This window comes from Amycolatopsis halotolerans (assembly GCF_042647905.1).
In the GTDB taxonomy this organism is placed as follows: domain Bacteria; phylum Actinomycetota; class Actinomycetes; order Mycobacteriales; family Pseudonocardiaceae; genus Amycolatopsis; species Amycolatopsis halotolerans.
Genome location: NZ_JBHRWI010000007.1, coordinates 123512 through 140408 on the forward strand (window position 1 = coordinate 123512; position 16897 = coordinate 140408).

Sequence of the window (16897 nt, forward strand, 5' to 3'; positions counted from 1 at the left end):
AACAGCAAGGACCCTCGCATGACCGTCACCAGAAAGACCCGTCTCGCCGCCGCCGCGCTCGCGGTCGCCCTCACCGTCGTCGCCGGCTGCGGCTCCGGTGACGCGCAAAGCGGCGGGAGCGACGCCCCGACCCGCGCGTTCGCCGCCGACAACGGCGAGATCAAGATCCCGGTCAAGCCGAAGCGCGTGATCGCGACCGGCTACGCCGTCCCCGCGCTGCTCGAGGCGAAGGCGCCGCTCGTCGGGATTTCGACGTGGAAGCGCGGCTTGCCGATGATGACGGCCGAGGACCGCAAGAAGTACGACGAACTGCCGAAGGTCGCGGGCGAGCAGGCCGCCGAGACGAACTACGAGGCCATCGCGCAGGCGGATCCGGACCTGATCGTGATCGGCGTGCCGAAGCCGGTGCTCGCGGACATCGACGTCAAGCGGCTGCAGGAGATCGCGCCGGTCGTGGCGATCGGGCCGTCGGTGCCGTCGGCGTGGCGGGAGCTTTCGCGCAAGCAGTCCGACGCGGCGGGCGCGCTGGCCGGGTTCGACGCCGCGCGCCAGGAGTACGAGGCGAAGGCCAAGCAGCTCGCGGACAAGTACAAAACCGTGCTGCCGCAGCTGAAACTGGGGCACATCGGCGCGTACGGCGAGGTCGCGAAGGGCAACTTCCAGCGCGAGTTCAAGGATTCCTGGGGCACCAACATCGCACAGGACCTCGGCGCGAACTACTACGGCCAGGTGAAGGTCAAGGGCGGCGGCTCGAAGGACGTCAGCGAGTACCCGTCGATCGAGGAACTGCCCACGGCGTTCGCGCAGGCGGACGCGATCACCTACTCGGTGAAGCCGGACGGCTCGGTGCCGCCCGCGGTGAAGTACGTGCTCGATTCGCCGCTGTGGAAGGAACTTCCGGCGGTGAAGGCGGGCAAGACCTTCGCCTTCCGCTACACCGAAGCGGCCACCTACCGGGCGGCGATGAAGACGCTGGACGCGGTGGACCAGGCGTTCGCGCCGCTGCTGAAGAAGTGACCGCGCGCAGCCGGACCGCGCTGCTGGCCGCCGCCGTCGTCCTGCTGGCGGCGGTGGCCGTGGTCAGCGTGGGCGTCGGGGCGCACGGCATCGCGCCGGCGGAGGTGCTCAAGGCCATCTTCGGGCACGGCGACCCGGCCGATCAGGCGGTGGTGCGCGACGTCCGGGCGCCGCGTGCGCTGCTGGCGGTCGGCGTCGGCGCGGCGCTCGCGGTGGCCGGGGTGCTCGTCCAGGTGCTGTCGCGCAACCCGTTGGCCGAACCCGGAGTGCTCGGCGTGACCGCCGGGGCCGGGTTCGCCATCACGATCGGTTCCGCGCTCGGCATCGCCGTTTCCGAGTCGGGGGAGCTGCTGTTCGCGGTGCTCGGCGCGGTGCTGGCGACCCTGCTGGTGTACGCGGTCGGCCGGCGGTCGCCGTTGCGGATGGTGCTCACCGGCACCGCGCTGACCTTCGTGCTCAGCGGCGTTTCGCTCGGGCTCCGGCTGCTGCTGCCGGACACTTTCGACCGGTACCGGTTCTGGGCGGTCGGTTCGCTGGCCGGACGGGAACAGGCTCCGTTGACAGTGCCGCTGATCGTGATCGCGGTGAGCGTGGTCGCCGCGTTTCTGTTGAGCCGTCAGCTGAACGCGCTCGCGCTGGGCGACACTGTCGCGCACACTCTCGGCGCGCGCGTGGCTCGAATCCGCGCGGTGACGCTGTTGCTGATCACCTTGCTGGCCGGAGCGGCGACCGCGGTGGCCGGGCCGATTCTGTTCGTCGGGCTGATCGTGCCGCATCTCGCGCGGCGCGCGGCGGGTGCGTCGGTGCCGTGGCTGACCGCGTTCGCGGTGGTGCTGGGCCCGATTCTGCTGCTGGTGTCGGACATCGGCTCGCGCGTGCTGCTGCCGACCGGCGAGGTGCCGGTCGCGATCGTGACGGCGTTCGTCGGCGGTCCGGTGCTGATCTGGGCGGTCCGCAAGTACGGGACGGCCGCGCTGTGACCGCGTTCGTGTTCCGCCGCGGGCGGGTTTCGCTGCGGGTCGAGCGCCGGACGGTCATCCTCGTCGCCGTGCTCGGCGTCGTTCTCGCCGGTCTCGCGTTGCTGGGGCTGTGTTACGGCGCGGCCTGGGCGAGCCCGGCGCGGGTGTTCGCCGCGCTCGGCGGGTCCGGCGGCGGGCCGGGCGTGGTGATCCGCGAATGGCGGCTGCCGCGCGTGGCCGCCGGGCTCGTGTTCGGCGCCGCGCTCGGACTGGCCGGAGCGATTTTCCAGAACGTCACAAGGAACCCGCTCGGCAGCCCGGACGTGATCGGCCTCGATTCCGGGGCCTACACCGGCGCGCTGATCGCGATGACGGTGCTGTCCGGTTCTCCGGCGCAGCTGACGTTCGCGTCGGTGCTCGGCGGACTGGTCACCGCGGCCGCGGTCTACCTGCTTTCGATGGGCGGCAGCCGGTCCGGGTTGCGGCTGATCGTCATCGGGATCGCGATCAACGCGATGCTGACCGCGTTGAACTCGTGGATCGTGCTGCGCGCCGACCTGGAAGTGGCGATTGCGGCGGTCGGCTGGAGTGCCGGTTCGCTCAACGGCATCGGCTGGAGCGACGTCGCCGTGCCGTTCGGCGTGCTGGCTGTGCTGTTCGCGGTGCTGCTGACCCGTGCGCCCGCACTGCACCAGGCGGCGCTCGGCACGGAACTCGCGGTGACGACCGGTGTCCGTCACGAACCCCTGCGGTTGCAACTGGTCGTGATCGGCGTCGCCTGCACAGCCACGGTCACCGCGGTGGCCGGGCCGATCGCGTTCGTCGCGCTCGCCGCCCCGCAGATCGGCCGCAGGCTCGCCCGCGCGCCCGGCATCCCGCTGCTGCCCGCCGCGCTGACCGGCGCGGTGCTGCTCGCCGGCGCGGACCTCGCCGCGCAGATGCTGCTCGCCCCGGTGTCGCTGCCGGTCGGCGTGGTCAGCACGGCGATCGGCGGCTGCTACCTGATCTGGCTGCTCACCAAGGAGGTGCGGCGGAAGTGACCGCCCGCTTGACCGCGCGGGACCTCACCCTGCGCTACGGCGACCGCGTCGTGTCGACGCAGTTGCGGCTCGACGTGCCCGACCGCGCGTTCACCGCGGTGGTCGGCCCGAACGCGTGCGGCAAATCGACATTGCTGCGCGCGTTCGTCCGGCTGCTCCGGCCGTCCGAGGGCGGCGTGACCTTCGACGGCCGCGCGGTCGGGACGTATCCGGCGAAGGCGCTGGCGCGGGAACTCGGCTTCCTGCCGCAGGATCCGTCCGCGCCGGAGGACGTCCGCGTCCGGCAGCTGGTCGCGCGCGGCCGGTTCCCGCACCAGTCGCTGCTGTCGTCGTGGTCGGAAGAGGACGAGACGGCGGTGGTCGGCGCGCTGACCGCGGCCGGGGTCGCCGGGCTCGCCGACCGTCCGGTGCAGGAGCTGTCCGGCGGGCAGCGGCAGCGGGTGTGGATCGCGGTCGTGCTCGCGCAGCGCACGCCGTACCTGCTGCTCGACGAGCCGACGTCGTTCCTCGACATCGCGCACCAGTACCAGGTGCTGGAGCTGCTGAAGCGGCTGCGCGACGAGGGCCGGACGGTGATCGCCGTGCTGCACGACATCAACCAGGCCTGCCGCTACGCCGACCACGTGGTCGCCATGCGCGACGGCCGGGTCGTCGCCGAGGGCGCGCCCGGCGACGTCGTGGACGCCGACCTGATCAAGGAAGTCTTCGACCTGCCGAGCGTCGTGGTGCCCGATCCGGTCACCGGCACGCCGATGGTCGTGCCGTCGCTCTGACCCCAGGAGTCACCTGTTGAGCACCGCACTCGCCACCCTCGAACTGACCAGCGCCCAGCTGGGCATCTGGAACGCGCAGCGGCTGGAACCGGATTCGCCTTACTACCTCGTCGGCGATGTCATCGAGATCTCCGGCGCGCCGGTCGACGTCGCGGCGCTGGCCGAGGCGGTCCGGGCGACCGCCGAGGAAGCCGAAAGCCTTCGCCTGCGGGTGCTCGACACTCCGGACGGTCCTCGGCAAACCGTGTCCGCCGAGCCGGTTCCCTTGCCGGAGATCGTTGACCTGCAAGGGGAATCGGATCCGCTGGCGGCCGCGCACGCGCGGGTCGCGGCGGAGCGGCAGCGGGTGGCCGAGGCATGTCGCGGGATGCTGGACCGGGCGTTGTTCTCGCACGTGATCCTCCGGCTTTCCGACACCGAGGTGTGGTTTACCCAGCTGGGCCACCATTTGGTGTTCGACGGATACACCGCCGCGATGCTCGCTCGCCGCACGGCCGCTCGGTACACCGCGGCGGTGCGGGGCGAAGAGGCACCGCCGTCGACGTTCGGCCGGTTCGCTGATCTGGTGGACGCCGACCGTGCGTACCGGATGAGCGAGCGGTTCACGCAGGACCGCGCGCACTGGTGTGATCGTTTCACGCCGATGCCGGAGCTGGCCGAGGACGCGAGCGCGGCCGGGCTGCCGGAAGCGACGTTCACCGCGCGCGCCGAACTCACCGCGGACGAGGTCGCCGGGCTTGGCGAACTGGGGAAGCGCGCCGGGACGACCTGGGGCGACGCGCTGATCGCGTGTTACGCGGCGTTCCTGCATCGGGTGCTCGGGACGGCTGACGTGGTGTTCGCGGTTCCGTTGATGTGCCGGGTCGGTGCGGCGTTGCGTACTCCGGCGATGGCGGTCAACGTGCTGCCGTTGCGGGTCCGCGTGCAGCCGGGGGACCGTCCTGAGGAGTTGACCGCGCGGGTCGCGGCGGCGCTGCGGGAAATGCGCGCGCACCAGCGGTACCGGGGCGAGAATCTGCCGCAGGATCTGGCGGTGCCGGGCGCGGGTGCGTTGCTGCACGGACGCGGGATCAACCTCAAGGCGTTCGACCTGGAGTTGGCGTTCGGCGAGGCGCGCGGGACGATGCGGAACGTCGCGGGCGGGCCGCCGGAGGACATGGGGCTCAGCGTGCTGCCGACGGCTGGCGGCGGGCTGTTGCTGGGGTTCGAGGTCGACGCGCGGTCGCAGGACCAGGCTGGCGTTGATGCGCAGCTGACGGCGTTGAAGGCGTTGATCGCCGCGTTCACCGGGACGGACGCGCCGGTGGTCGGCGGGGTGGACCTCGTGCCGGACGTGGCTGCCTTGCTCGCCGAGTGGTCGACGCCCGCCATTGCCGAGACTGAGCACGGACTCTTGGACGGACTCGGCGGGCAGATCGCGCTGGTCTGCGGCGACGAGCGGCTCACCGGCGACGAGGTGCTGGACCGGGTGCACCGGCTGGCGCGGGCGTTGCGGGCGCGGGGTGTCGGGGCGGACGACGTGGTGGCGCTGGCGCTGCCCCGGTCGGTCGATCTGGTGGTGGCGCTGCTGGCGGTTCTCGACGCCGGTGCCGCGTTCCTGCCGCTGGACCTGGCGCATCCGGCGGAACGGGTGCGCGCGCTGGTCGCCGAGGTGACCCCGAAACTCGCCGTCACGGACTCCGCTCTGCTGCCGGGAGTGCCGCGGCTCCGGTTGGACGATCCGGCGGTACGGACTGAGATCGCCGGGTATTCGGCGGCGGAACTGTCCGATGTGGACCGTCATCCGGAAGATCTCGCGTACGTCATCTTCACCTCGGGCTCCACGGGACAGCCCAAGGGGGTGCTGGTCAGGTCCGGTGGGCTGGAGACGTTGCTGCGGAACCATCGCGCGACCACGGTCGCCGAGACCGCGCAGGGGCGGCGGCTTCGCGTGGCGCACACGTATTCGTTCGCCTTCGACTCGGCGATCGAACAGCTGCTGTGGATGCTGTGCGGGCACGAATTGCACGTCTACGACACGGAAACCGCGCGTGACGTCGACGCTTTGCACGCCGCTTTCCTGCGCGACCGGATCGACGTCATCGACACGACGCCGTCGATGGCCGCGCCGTTGCTGGACGCGGGTTCGCTCGACCCGGCGTTGCTGGTGCTCGGCGGCGAGGCGACGCCGCCGGCGTTGTGGCAGCGGGTCGCGTCGTCCGGTATTCGGGCGCGCAACATTTACGGACCGACTGAGGCCACTGTGGACGGTGCCAGCGCGCCGATCACCGGGGACGAACCGGTGATCGGGTTCGCGGTGCCCGGGACGAGGGCGTACGTGCTCGACGCCGCGCTGCGGCCGGTGCTGCCGGGCAGTCGCGGGGAGTTGTACCTCGCCGGGCCGCATCTGGCTCGCGGTTACCTCGGCCGTCCGGGCGGGACGGCGGAGCGGTTCGTCGCCGATCCGTTCGGGCCGCCGGGGGAGCGGATGTACCGCACCGGCGACGTCGTGCGCTGGGTTCCGGGGCGCGGGCTGGAGTACCTGGGGCGGCGCGACGGTCAGGTCAAGATTCGCGGCCACCGTGTGGAATTGGGCGAGGTCGAGGGCGCGCTGGGCGCGGTTCCCGGTGTTCGGGCCGCTGCGGCGGCGGTGCGTGGGCCGCGGTTGATCGGTTATGTCGTCGGCACCGAACTAGTGGCGGAAGACGTTCGCGGGACGCTCGCGCAGCGGTTGCCGGAGGCGATGGTCCCGGCGGCGGTCGTGGTGCTGGACGAACTTCCGGTGACCAGCAACGGGAAACTCGATCGCGCCGCGCTGCCCGCCCCGGCAGCGGCAGACGGCGGACGCGAGCCGCAGACCGAGCGGGAACGGCTGCTGTGCGCCGCGATCGCCGAGGTGATCGGTGTGGAGCGGGTCGCGGTCGACGATGACTTCTTCGCTCTCGGCGGCGACAGCATCACGGCGATCAGCGTGAGCAGCCGGTTGCGGGCGCACGGGCTGGACCTTCGGCCCAGGGATTTGCTGGCGCGGCGCAGTTTCGCGGCCTTGGCGGCGGCGAGCCGGGATCTGTCCGAACCGGACAGTGAACCGGACGAGCCGATCGGCGAGGTTCCGGCACCGCCGATCGTGCGGACGTTGTTCGACCTGAATCCGGATCTGGACGCGATCGTCGGCTATGCACAGTGGACAGTGCTCCGGGTGGACGGTCCGGTGCCGGGGCTGCGCGAAGGCGTTCAGGCGATTCTGGATCACCATGACGTGTTGCGGCTTCGCATCGAATCCGATGGCTCGTTGGTGATCCGGTCGCGCGGAGCAGTCGCGGCGGCGGTCAGCGAGGCGACGGGGAATCCGGCCGAGGTGGCGGAGCGGCTGGCGTCCGAATTGGACCCGCGCGCCGGGGAGATGCTGCGGGTCGCGCTGGTGGGGGACCAGGTGGTGATCGTCGTGCACCACCTGGCGATCGACGGGGTTTCCTGGCGCATCCTGCTGCCTGACCTGCAGACCGCTTGCGAGGGTGGGGTTCTGGAGCCCGTGCGTACTTCCTGGCGACGTCATGCGCTGGCGCTCGCCGAACAGGGCGCGAGCGGTGCGCGGCGCGGGGAACTGGAGTACTGGCGGTCGGCGCAGACGAGCAAGCTCGACCCGAGGCGCGATACTGTTGCCACCGCGCATCGTTCGGTCACCGTCGCGAGCGAAGAGGAAAGCACGGCGATCCTCACGACCCTGCCCGCCGCCTATCGCGCGGGCGTCGACGAGGTGCTGCTCGCCGCGCTCGTACTGACGCTGCGCGGCGGCGAGGACGCGTTGACTGTCACGATGGAGGGCCACGGCCGCGAAGGCTTGGATCTCGCGCGCACCGTCGGCTGGTTCACCGCCGAATACCCGGTCCACATTGAACTGTCTGGTGTGGACACTCTCGACCGGTTGCTGCGCGCGGTCAAGGAAGCGCGTCGAGCAGTGCCGGACGGCGGGGTCGGCTTCGGCGTGCTCCGATATCTGGATCCCGGTGCCGAGTTCGCGCCGGAAATGCCGGACGTCCTGCTCAACTACCTCGGCCGGTTCACCGCGCTGTCCGGCGGCTGGCAGCTGCCGGACGAGGATCCGTTCGCTGTCATCGAGCCGCCCGCGAAGGCGTTGGAGCAGGTCCTGGCGTTGAACTGCTTTGTCCGCGAGGACGGCGTGCCGCGGATCGCCGTCGAATGGACCGCCGCCAGCCGGGTCCTGCCGCCGGACGAGGTCGAACGCCTCCAGGAAGCATGGGACGCGGCACTCGCCGCGCTCGCCAAGCATGCGCGGGAGAACGTCGGCGGCCTCACGCCGTCGGACCTTCCGTTGGTCACGCTCACTCAGGACGACATCGACGCTCTCGAACAGCAGAGTCCGCTCGCCGACGTCCTGCCTGCGACGCCGTTGCAGGCCGGGCTGTCGTTCCACACGCTGACCCGGGGCGGACCGGACGTCTACACCGTGCAGGCGGTCACCCGGCTCGAAGGACGCCTCGATTCGGACCGGATGCGAGCCGCCGCCGAGGAACTGCTGCGGCGGCACCCGGCGCTGCGCGTCCACCTGCACACGACGGCGGCGGGCGAGGTCGTGCAGGTCGTGCCCGCCGAGGTGCACCTGGACTGGCGGCACGTCGAGCACCCGGAGAACGCCGACGACGAATGCGCGGCCGAACTGGCCCGCCCGTTCGACCCGGCGGTGCCGCCGCTGATCCGGTTCCTGCTGCTCACCCTCGGCCCGGCCGAACACCGGCTGGTGCTCACGATCCATCACGCGCTGCTCGACGGCTGGTCGATGCCGCTCGTCGGCCGCGCCCTGCTGGCCACTTACGCCGAGCTGGACGGCGGACCGGCCGCTCCCGTCGCGCCGCCGCTCGCCGAGTACCACCGCGTGCTGGCCGCCCGTGATCACGACGCGGCGGTCGAGGCCTGGCAGACCGCATTGGCTGGCCTGGAAGAAGGAACCCGCCTCGCTCCGGCGACCAATGAGTCCACTTTGGACCGTCCGCAGCGGATCTGGGCAGGACTCGGCGCGAAGTTCAGCGAACAGCTGCGCGTCTTCGCCCGCGAGCGCGGGGTGACGTCGACGGCGGTGTTCCAGACCGCGTGGGGCGTTCTGCTGGCGCGGCTCACCGGACGCCAGGACGTGGTGTTCGGCTGCCCGGTATCCGGCCGTCCGTCCGATGTGCCAGGCGTGGAAGCGATGATCGGCCAGCTCGGCACGACCATCCCGGTGCGCGTGAAGTTCGCTCCGTCCGATCCCGCCGCGGAGCTGCTGACGCGAGTGCAGGACGAGAACGCGCGGCTCACCGACCACCATCACCTCGGCCTGCCGGACATCCAGCGCGCGGCGGGCGTCGGCGATCTGTTCGACACGATGCTGGTGATGGAGAACTTCCCGCTCTCCAGCCGGGAACGCGAACCGCTCGCGCCCGGACTCGACCTCGCCGGCGTCGACATCACCGACGCGACGCATTACCCGCTCACCGTGATCGTGCTGCCGGGCGACGAGATCTCGATCGGCCTCGGCTACCAGCCGAACGCCTTCGACGAGGCGACCGTGGCGGCTTACGGCCGTTGGCTGACGACGCTGTTGCACGAGATCGTGGCGGACCCGCGGCAACCGGTCGCTCGGCTGCGTTCTCTTGCCGCAGAAGAGGAAGAAGCTCTTCTCCAGCAAGGAAGAGGTCCGGAACCAAGGCGGGAATCCGGCACCTGTCTGGCGGAATTCGCCCGCTGGGTGCGGGAAACGCCGGACGCCGAAGCCGTCGTGTGCCGGGATCGCCGCCTGACCTACGCGGAACTGGACCGGAAAGCGAACCAGCTCGCGCACGCGTTGCGCGCGGCCGGGGTGCGCGAACAAGACCCGGTCGCGGTGCTGCTGGAACGGGACATCGACCTGGTCGTCGCGTTGTTCGGCGTGCTCAAGGCCGGTGCGGTCCATGTCCCGATGGACCCCACGTATCCCGCGGAACGCTTGGCGCACCTGGTCCAAGACAGCGCGCCCGCCGCCGTGGTGTCCACTTCGGACCCGGGCTTCGGCATTCCGCTCATCGACCCGCTTGTCCTCAGTGGACCGTCTGCTTGGGACGACGTGGTTCCCTCGCCGGACTCGCTGGCGTACGTGATCTACACGTCCGGTACCACCGGAAAGCCCAAGGGCGTCGCGATCACGCACCGCGGCATTCCGAGCCTGGTCGCGCTGCAGGAGGACATCGTCGGCATCCGGCACGGCGAGCGGTACCTGCACTTCGCGTCCACGAGCTTCGACGTGTCGTACTGGCAGTTCTTCCTGCCGCTGCTGTCCGGCGGCACCTCGGTGATCGCGCCGGAGGAGGTCCGCGGGTCCGGCGACGACCTGCTCGCCTATGCCGCGGAACACCGCGTGACCGGGCTGAACCTGTTGCCGTCGTTCCTGTCCGCGATGCCGGACGACGCGACGGTGGACCCGGAGGTGTTCTTCGTGGTCGGCGCCGAACGGCTCGACCCGGAGCTGGCGCACCGCTGGGGCGCCCGGCGGGCGCTGTTCAACGCCTACGGCCCGACCGAGGTCACGATCAACTCCGTCACCTGGGTGTACTCCGCCGACGATCCCGGTCCGCTGCCGATCGGGCGGCCGGACCCGCAGGTGCGGGCGTACGTGCTGGACGCGGGGCTGCGGCCGGTCGGGACCGGCGTCACCGGCGAGCTGTACCTCGCCGGGCCGAAGCTCGCGCGCGGGTACGTGAACCGGCCGGGGCAGACCGCGGAGCGGTTCGTGGCCGACCCGTTCGGCGCGCCCGGCGACCGGATGTACCGCACCGGCGACCTCGTGCGCTGGCGGCCGGACGGGCAGCTGGTGTTCCTCGGCCGCGCCGATCACCAGGTCAAACTGCGCGGGTTCCGGATCGAGCCGGGCGAGATCGAATCGGCGCTGGCGCGGCATCCGGACGTGCGGGCGGCGGTCGTGCTCGTGCGCGAGGATCGGCCGGGGGACCGGCGGCTGGTCGGCTATGTCGTGCCGGTCGACGGCGCGGACCCGGATCCGGCCGCGCTGCGCGAGTACCTGGCCGCCGAGCTGCCCGCGCACATGGTGCCGTCGGCGGTGCTCTCGCTGGAGCGGCTGCCGCTCGGGCCCAGCGGCAAGCTTGACCGGGCCGCGCTGCCTGCGCCTGGACCGCGCAATGTCGCGGCGGCGCGCCAACCGGTGACCGAGGCGGAAACCGTGCTGCTGCGAGTGGTTCGGGAACTGCTCGGCCCGGACGTCACGATCGACGACGGGTTCCTCGACGCTGGCGGCGACAGCATCGCGTCGCTTCGGCTGGTCGCGCGTGCCCGGCGGGAGGGCCTGCACCTGACCGCGCGGGACGTGTTCGAGGGCGGCACGATCGCCGGGATCGCGGCGCGCTGCAGTGACCAGACGGTGGTGGTGTCGCCGGATCTCACGCCCGCGGTCGGGGACGCGCCGTTGACGCCCGTCATGCGTGAGCTGCTGGAACGCGCTGGCTCGGACGCGGACGGGTTCTGTCAGTGGGTCGAGGTGTGCGTGCCGTCCGGCGGTGACGTGCCGAAGTGGCGGGCGGCGCTTGACGCGGTGCTCGAACGGCACGACGTGCTGCGTTCGCGTTTGGCTGGTGACGTGCTGCGCGTTCCGGAGCCTGGTGCGGTGGCCGGGGCGGACGTGCTGATGGTCGTCCCGGCGGGCGAGGACGCGGATCTGCGGGCGCTGCTGGACGATCAGATCGAGGCTGTCCGGTCCGCAATGGACCCGCGGACCGGTCCGATGCTGCGTGCGGTGTGGGTGGATGCCGGACCCGCGCGTCCGGGCCGGCTCGCGCTGGTCGCGCACCACCTCGTCGTGGACGCGGTGTCGTGGCGGATTCTTCTCGACGACCTTGAGCAGGCGTACCTCGGTCACCAGCTGCCGGATCGCGGGCCGTCGTTCCTCGGCTGGGCACGCGCGTTGGCCGCGGCCAAGCCCGCACGGCAGGTGGAAAGCTCGCACTGGCAGGGAGTTTCAGCTTCGGCTCGTCCGGTGAGCGGAACTGCGCGGCACCACGAGATCGAGGTGTCGGCGGAGATCACACAGGCGGTGCTGACGACGTTGCCGGGCGCGTACCGGACCGGCCCGGACGCTGTGCTGCTCACTGCTTTCGCGAGGGCTTGGCGCGGCTCGGAGTTGCTCGTCGCGCTGGAGAGCCACGGCCGTCCGGACCACACGCCGGACTTCGCCGGAGCCATCGACCTGTCTCGCACGGTCGGCTGGTTCACCGCGATGTACCCGGCGCGGATCACCCCGCCAGAGGGGGAGACGGCGATCGCCGCGGTCCGCGATCAGCTCCGGGCCGCCGGCGACGGGCTCGGGTACGGCATCCTCGGCGGAACGTCGACCGGGGCGGATGTCAGCTGGAACTACCTCGGCCGGTTCGAGGCGGCGCCGCAGGCGGAGACGCCGTGGCAGCGCCCGCCGGACGCCGATCCGCTCGGCTCCGACGGCGGCCCGCTCGGGCATGCGCTGATGGTGAACGCGATGGTGCGCGACGACCGGCTCGCGGTGCGGTTCACCTGGCCGTCCTCGGAGTTCAGTGCGGACGAGATCGCGGCTTTGGGTGCGGCGTTCCAGGGGGAACTCGCTGCGCTGGCTGCTGCGGTACCTGCTGGCGAGCTGCTGCCGTTGACGCCGCTGCAGGAGCTGATCCTGCGCGAATCGCGGGCGGCGGACGAGGATCCGTACCCGGTGCAGGCGGCGTTCTCGCTGGTCGGAGCGCTCGACGTACGCGCGTTGGCGGCTTCGGCGAACGCGCTGGTGCGGCGGCATCCGAACCTGGGCGCGGTCTTCCCGGCCGGGCACGAGGTGCAGGTGCTGCCGACCGAGCCGCAGGTCGGCTTCCGGGTGCGCTCGGTCGAGGATGACGTCGAACGGCTGCTTGCCGAAGATCTCGCTGAGCCGTTCGATCTCGTCGGTGGGCCACTGCTGCGGGTGACTGTGCTTCGGCACGGTCCGGACCGGCACGAACTGGTATTGACCAGCCATCACCTGCTGTCCGACGGCTGGTCGGCACCACGGATTCTGGCCGAGTTGTTCGCCGGGTACTCCGGCGAATCGCTGCCGGAGGCGGTGCCGGTGTCGCGGTACACGCGGTGGCTCGCCGCGCGGGACCACGCGGTCAGCGGACACGCGTGGCGGACGGAACTGGCTGATCTGCCGTCGCGGAAGCTCCTGTGCGGACAGCCTGCGGCGGTCGAGCCGGAACTGTTCACTGTGGACGCTCCACTGGTCGCCGAGCTGACTCGAGCCGGTGCCCGGCACGGGGTTACGGCCGGGACGTTGCTGCAGGGCGCGTGGGCGGCGGTGCTCGCGGCTCGGGCCGGGGTGGCCGATGTCGCTTTCGGTGCGATGGTGTCCGGCCGGACGTCCGAAGTGGACGGTGTCGAAGAGATCCTCGGATTGCTCGCCAACACCGTGCCGGTCCGGGTTCGTTTCACCGGTACGGTGGCGGAGACTCTCGTGCAAACCCAATCCCGGCAACAGGAATTGCTGGCGCATCAGCACGTCGGCCTGGCGGAGCTGTGCGCGCTGACTGGGCAGGACCAGCTGTTCGACAGCCTCGTCGTGTTCGAGAACTACCCGGTGGATCCGGCGAAACTGCGCGAACCGGCCCCTGGGCTGACGATCACCGGGACCCGCTTCCGCGAGCGCACGCATTACCCGATGACGGTCACCGTCGTGCCCGAACTCGCGGGCGGCTGGTCCGGCGTATTCGGTTACCAGGCGGGGATTCTGCCGGCCGCGGAAGCCCGGTCGCTGGTCGCGGACCTGCTGCGATTCCTGGCCGAGCTTCCGTCGCGGCTGGACAAGGACGCGGGCGAGTGGCTGCGGTGAACCTGTGGCGGACCGCGTTCGTGCTCGTGCTGGGCACGTTCATGGCGACGCTCGACAGCACGATCGTCTCGGTCGGTGTCGAGACGCTGGCGCAGCGATTCGACGCGTCCGTCACCGAGGTCCAGTGGGTCACCACCGCATATCTGCTGGCGGTGGTGGCCGCGGTGCCCGCGTCGGGCTGGCTGGCCGCGCGGTTCGGCGGGCGGCGGACCTGGCTGACCGCGGTGGTCGTGTTCGTGCTGGCATCGCTGTTGTGCGGGCTGGCGAGTTCGCTGCCGATGCTGGTCGCGTTCCGGGTTTTGCAAGGGCTGGCCGGCGGTTTGCTGCCGCCGACCGGCCAAGCGCTGCTGGCGCGGGCAGCCGGACCGGAGCGGATCGGACGGCTGATCAGCGTCGTCGGCGTGGTGCCGTTGCTGTCGCCGGTGCTGGGTCCGCTGGCGAGCGGGGCGATTCTCAACGTCGCGGACTGGCCGTGGCTGTTCTACGTCAACCTGCCGGTCGGCGTGGTCGCGGTGCTGCTCGGGCTGCGGTATGTCGCGGCGGACGCGCCGACCGATCCGCGCGAGCCGTTCGATTTCCGCGGTGCCGCGTTGCTTTCGCCGGGATTGGCCGCGGTGGTTTTCGGGCTTACCGGGTTCTCCGACGGATACCCGAAGCTGCTTTCCTCGGCGGCGGTCGTGGCGGGTTTGCTGATGCTGGCCGCGTTTGTCCGGCACGGATTGCGGGTGCGGGCGCCGTTGCTGGATCCGCGATTGTTCACCCGGCCGCCGTTCGGGGCCGCTGCGTTGGCGTTGGTCGTGCTGGGCGCTTCGGTGTTCGGCACCATGTTTCTGCTGCCGTTGTACCTGCGGCGCGGTGCCGGATTGGACGCGTGGGACACCGGATTGCTGCTGGTGCCACAGGGAATCGGCGCAGCGGCCGGGTCGGTTCTGGTGCATCGCATAGTGGACCGGGCGGCGCCGCGGACGCTGGTGCTGTCCGGGATCGGCCTGGTCGCACTGGGAACGGCGGCGTTTACTCAGCTGGGTCCGGAACTCCCGGATGTTGTGTTGGTCATTTCGTTGTTGCTGCGGGGTTTAGGAGCGGCGATGATCAGTGCGCCAGTGCTGGCGTTGGTGTACCGCAGTCTGGAGAAAACGCAGCTGCCGAAGGCGGCTGGCGCGCTGAATTTGCTGAACACGCTGGGCGGTTCGGTCGGGACCGCTGTTCTCGCACTGGTGTTGCAAAACCGTTTGGCCGCACGGGGCGCCGACGTCGCGGCGGCCTTCGCGGACACGTTCTGGTGGGTGCTCGGACTGGTCGTGGTGGCGGCTGCCGGGGCGGCGAAGCTGCCTAAGGAAAGGAGCCGGTAGATGCAGGACACGTTGCCCAGCCCGGTGGAGGTGACCGCCGGGGTCGCGCCGGATGTCGCGCGGCACCGCGAAACGGTCTCGGCGGTGCTGGCCCGGCGCGATCCGCGGTTGCTGGTGATCGTGGGGCCGTGCTCGGTGCACGATCCGGAGGCGGCGCTGGAATACGCCGGGTTGCTGGCCGGTGCGGCGGCTCGGTACGCGGACGACCTCGTGGTGGTTTTGCGAGCGTACTTGGAGAAACCGCGATCGGTGACCGGCTGGACCGGGTTTCTCCCGGACCCGACCCTGGACGGCAAAGGCGATCTCTCCACCGGCGTCCGGCTGGGTCGGCGGTTCCTGCTCGACGCGGCGGCGACCGGATTGCCGCTGGCGTATGAATTCGTGGATCCGGTGCTGGCGCCGTATGTCGCGGACACGGTGAGCTGGGGCGCGATCGGAGCGCGGACGGTGGCCAGCCAGCCGCATCGGCAGCTGGCGTCGTGGTTGCCGATGCCGGTGGGGATGAAGAATTGCGTGTCCGGGCGGCTGGGTCCGGCGGTGGACGCGATCCGCGCGGCCGGGGCGGCGCACGCGTTTCCCGGGCTGGGCGTGGACGGGCGGATGAAAACCTTGCGCAGCAGCGGGAATCCGGACGCGCATCTGGTGCTGCGCGGAGGTCCGGTGCCGAATTACGACGCGGCGTCGGTCGCCGAGGCGATGGCGGTGCTGGGGGAGGCCGGGCTGCCGCGAAGAGCGGTGGTCGACGCGTCGCACGGGAACAGCGGGAAGGACCACAACCGGCAGCCGGGCGTGGTCGCCGACGTGGCGGGGCAGATCCGGGACGGGGCCGCGGTCGCCGGGGTGATGATCGAGTCGTACTTGCGGGACGGGGCACAGGATCCGGAGCGGGTGCCCGCGGACCCGGCGGTGAGCCGGACGGATCCTTGCCTCGGGTGGGAGCGGACGGTTCCGTTGCTGGAGTCGCTGGCGTCGGCCAGCCGGGAGCGTCGCGGGAATGCCGTGAGGGGAACCCTCAGGGACTCTGAGTCCCTCAGGGTTCCCCTCACGGACGGCTAAGGCAGCAGATTGGCGCGGCGCGCGGCGTTGACCGCTTGCAGGCGGGTCTTCGCGTCCAGCTTCCGCATCGCGTTGCGCAGGTAGCTCTTCACCGTTTCCGCACCCAGCCCGAGCGCTTCGGCGATGTCCGCGTTCGTTTGCCCGGCCGCCGCACCGGCCAGGACGTCCAGTTCGCGCGCAGACAGCGTCGGTCGCGGACCTTCCGGGGCACCGCCAGCGAGCGAGCGGCAGACGGCGTCGAGACGATCGCGCAGGTCCGGATCGTCGAGGGAAGCTACGATCCGGCGGAGCTCGGCGTGGCTTTCCCGGACCGTTTCGCGGTCGGCCGGTTCGCCGGTCGCGACGTCCGGGGCGGGGGCGAGCAGTTCCAGCCGCCGGTGCACCTCGGCGCGGATCGCCAGCTCCTGCTCCAGGTCACGGGCCACTTCGACCATCGCGGTGACCGAGCGGTCGCCGAAGCGGACGTGTTCGCGGACCGCGCCGTAGAGGACCGCTCGGACGGTGCGGGACACGATCACCGGCACCGCCATCACCGAGCGCACGCCCTCGGCCTGCACGGCGCGGTCGAAGTGGTGGCTGATCGCTTCGCTGGTGTAGTAGTCCGCCAGCACCACCGGTTTCCGCACACCGATCGCGCGCCCGCCCAGGCCCTTGCCCTCCGCGACCACCAGGCCGAGCAGCGACGTCGTCGAGTTCCCGACCAGCTCGGTCATCCGCAGCCGGCGACCGTCCGTGACGACCCCGCCGAAGGACAGCGGGACCTGTGCGGCTCCGCGCAGCCGCACCAGCGCGCGACGGACCTCCGCGACGTCCTCGGCCGGGCCGGGATCGGTGACGGGCATCGGGGCGTCACCCC

8 protein-coding genes are annotated in these 16897 nt (G+C 71.2%); 7 read left to right on the forward strand and 1 reads right to left on the reverse strand.

What is annotated here, in order from left to right:
• Window positions 1-18: 18 nt before the first annotated feature.
• Genes ACFORO_RS06970 through ACFORO_RS07000 form a run of 7 tightly spaced genes read left to right on the forward strand, consistent with a single transcriptional unit; the run spans window position 19 to window position 16041 of the window.
• On the forward strand, window positions 19-1017 hold the full coding sequence (locus ACFORO_RS06970) for an ABC transporter substrate-binding protein (RefSeq protein WP_377870523.1): 999 nt from the start codon (window positions 19-21) through the stop codon (window positions 1015-1017).
• Window positions 1014-1997, forward strand: coding sequence for a FecCD family ABC transporter permease (locus ACFORO_RS06975; protein WP_354743294.1), 984 nt, complete (start codon window positions 1014-1016; stop codon window positions 1995-1997). The genes ACFORO_RS06970 and ACFORO_RS06975 overlap by 4 nt, the downstream gene beginning before the upstream one ends.
• Window positions 1994-3016 (forward strand): FecCD family ABC transporter permease, encoded by a 1023-nt coding sequence (locus tag ACFORO_RS06980; RefSeq protein ID WP_377870524.1) that lies wholly within the window; start codon window positions 1994-1996, stop codon window positions 3014-3016. The genes ACFORO_RS06975 and ACFORO_RS06980 overlap by 4 nt, the downstream gene beginning before the upstream one ends.
• Window positions 3013-3789, forward strand: a complete 777-nt coding sequence (locus tag ACFORO_RS06985; RefSeq protein ID WP_354743290.1) for an ABC transporter ATP-binding protein — start codon at window positions 3013-3015, stop codon at window positions 3787-3789. The genes ACFORO_RS06980 and ACFORO_RS06985 overlap by 4 nt, the downstream gene beginning before the upstream one ends.
• A 16-nt stretch (window positions 3790-3805) precedes the next feature.
• Entirely contained in the window at window positions 3806-13633 is a 9828-nt protein-coding gene (locus ACFORO_RS06990; protein WP_377870525.1) for an amino acid adenylation domain-containing protein, read from the forward strand.
• Window positions 13634-13674: 41 nt separating this feature from the next.
• Entirely contained in the window at window positions 13675-14985 is a 1311-nt protein-coding gene (locus tag ACFORO_RS06995; protein ID WP_377870613.1) for a DHA2 family efflux MFS transporter permease subunit, read from the forward strand.
• On the forward strand, window positions 14986-16041 hold the full coding sequence (locus tag ACFORO_RS07000; RefSeq protein WP_377870526.1) for a 3-deoxy-7-phosphoheptulonate synthase: 1056 nt from the start codon (window positions 14986-14988) through the stop codon (window positions 16039-16041). It abuts the gene before it with no gap.
• On the opposite strand, the gene ACFORO_RS07005 is transcribed toward ACFORO_RS07000, so the two are convergent.
• Window positions 16038-16883 (reverse strand): LuxR C-terminal-related transcriptional regulator, encoded by an 846-nt coding sequence (locus ACFORO_RS07005; protein WP_377870527.1) that lies wholly within the window; start codon window positions 16881-16883, stop codon window positions 16038-16040. The genes ACFORO_RS07000 and ACFORO_RS07005 overlap by 4 nt on opposite strands.
• Window positions 16884-16897 lie beyond the last annotated feature (14 nt).

What these genes read in the sequence shown, in the direction of transcription:
- ACFORO_RS06970 (WP_377870523.1), top strand. Translation starts at nt 19, where the DNA reads ATGACCGTCACCAGAAAGACCCGTCTCGCCGCCGCCGCGCTCGCGGTC.
- ACFORO_RS06995 (WP_377870613.1), top strand. Translation starts at nt 13,675, where the DNA reads ATGGCGACGCTCGACAGCACGATCGTCTCGGTCGGTGTCGAGACGCTG.
- ACFORO_RS07000 (WP_377870526.1), top strand. Translation starts at nt 14,986, where the DNA reads ATGCAGGACACGTTGCCCAGCCCGGTGGAGGTGACCGCCGGGGTCGCG.
- ACFORO_RS07005 (WP_377870527.1), bottom strand. Translation starts at nt 16,883, where the DNA reads ATGCCCGTCACCGATCCCGGCCCGGCCGAGGACGTCGCGGAGGTCCGT.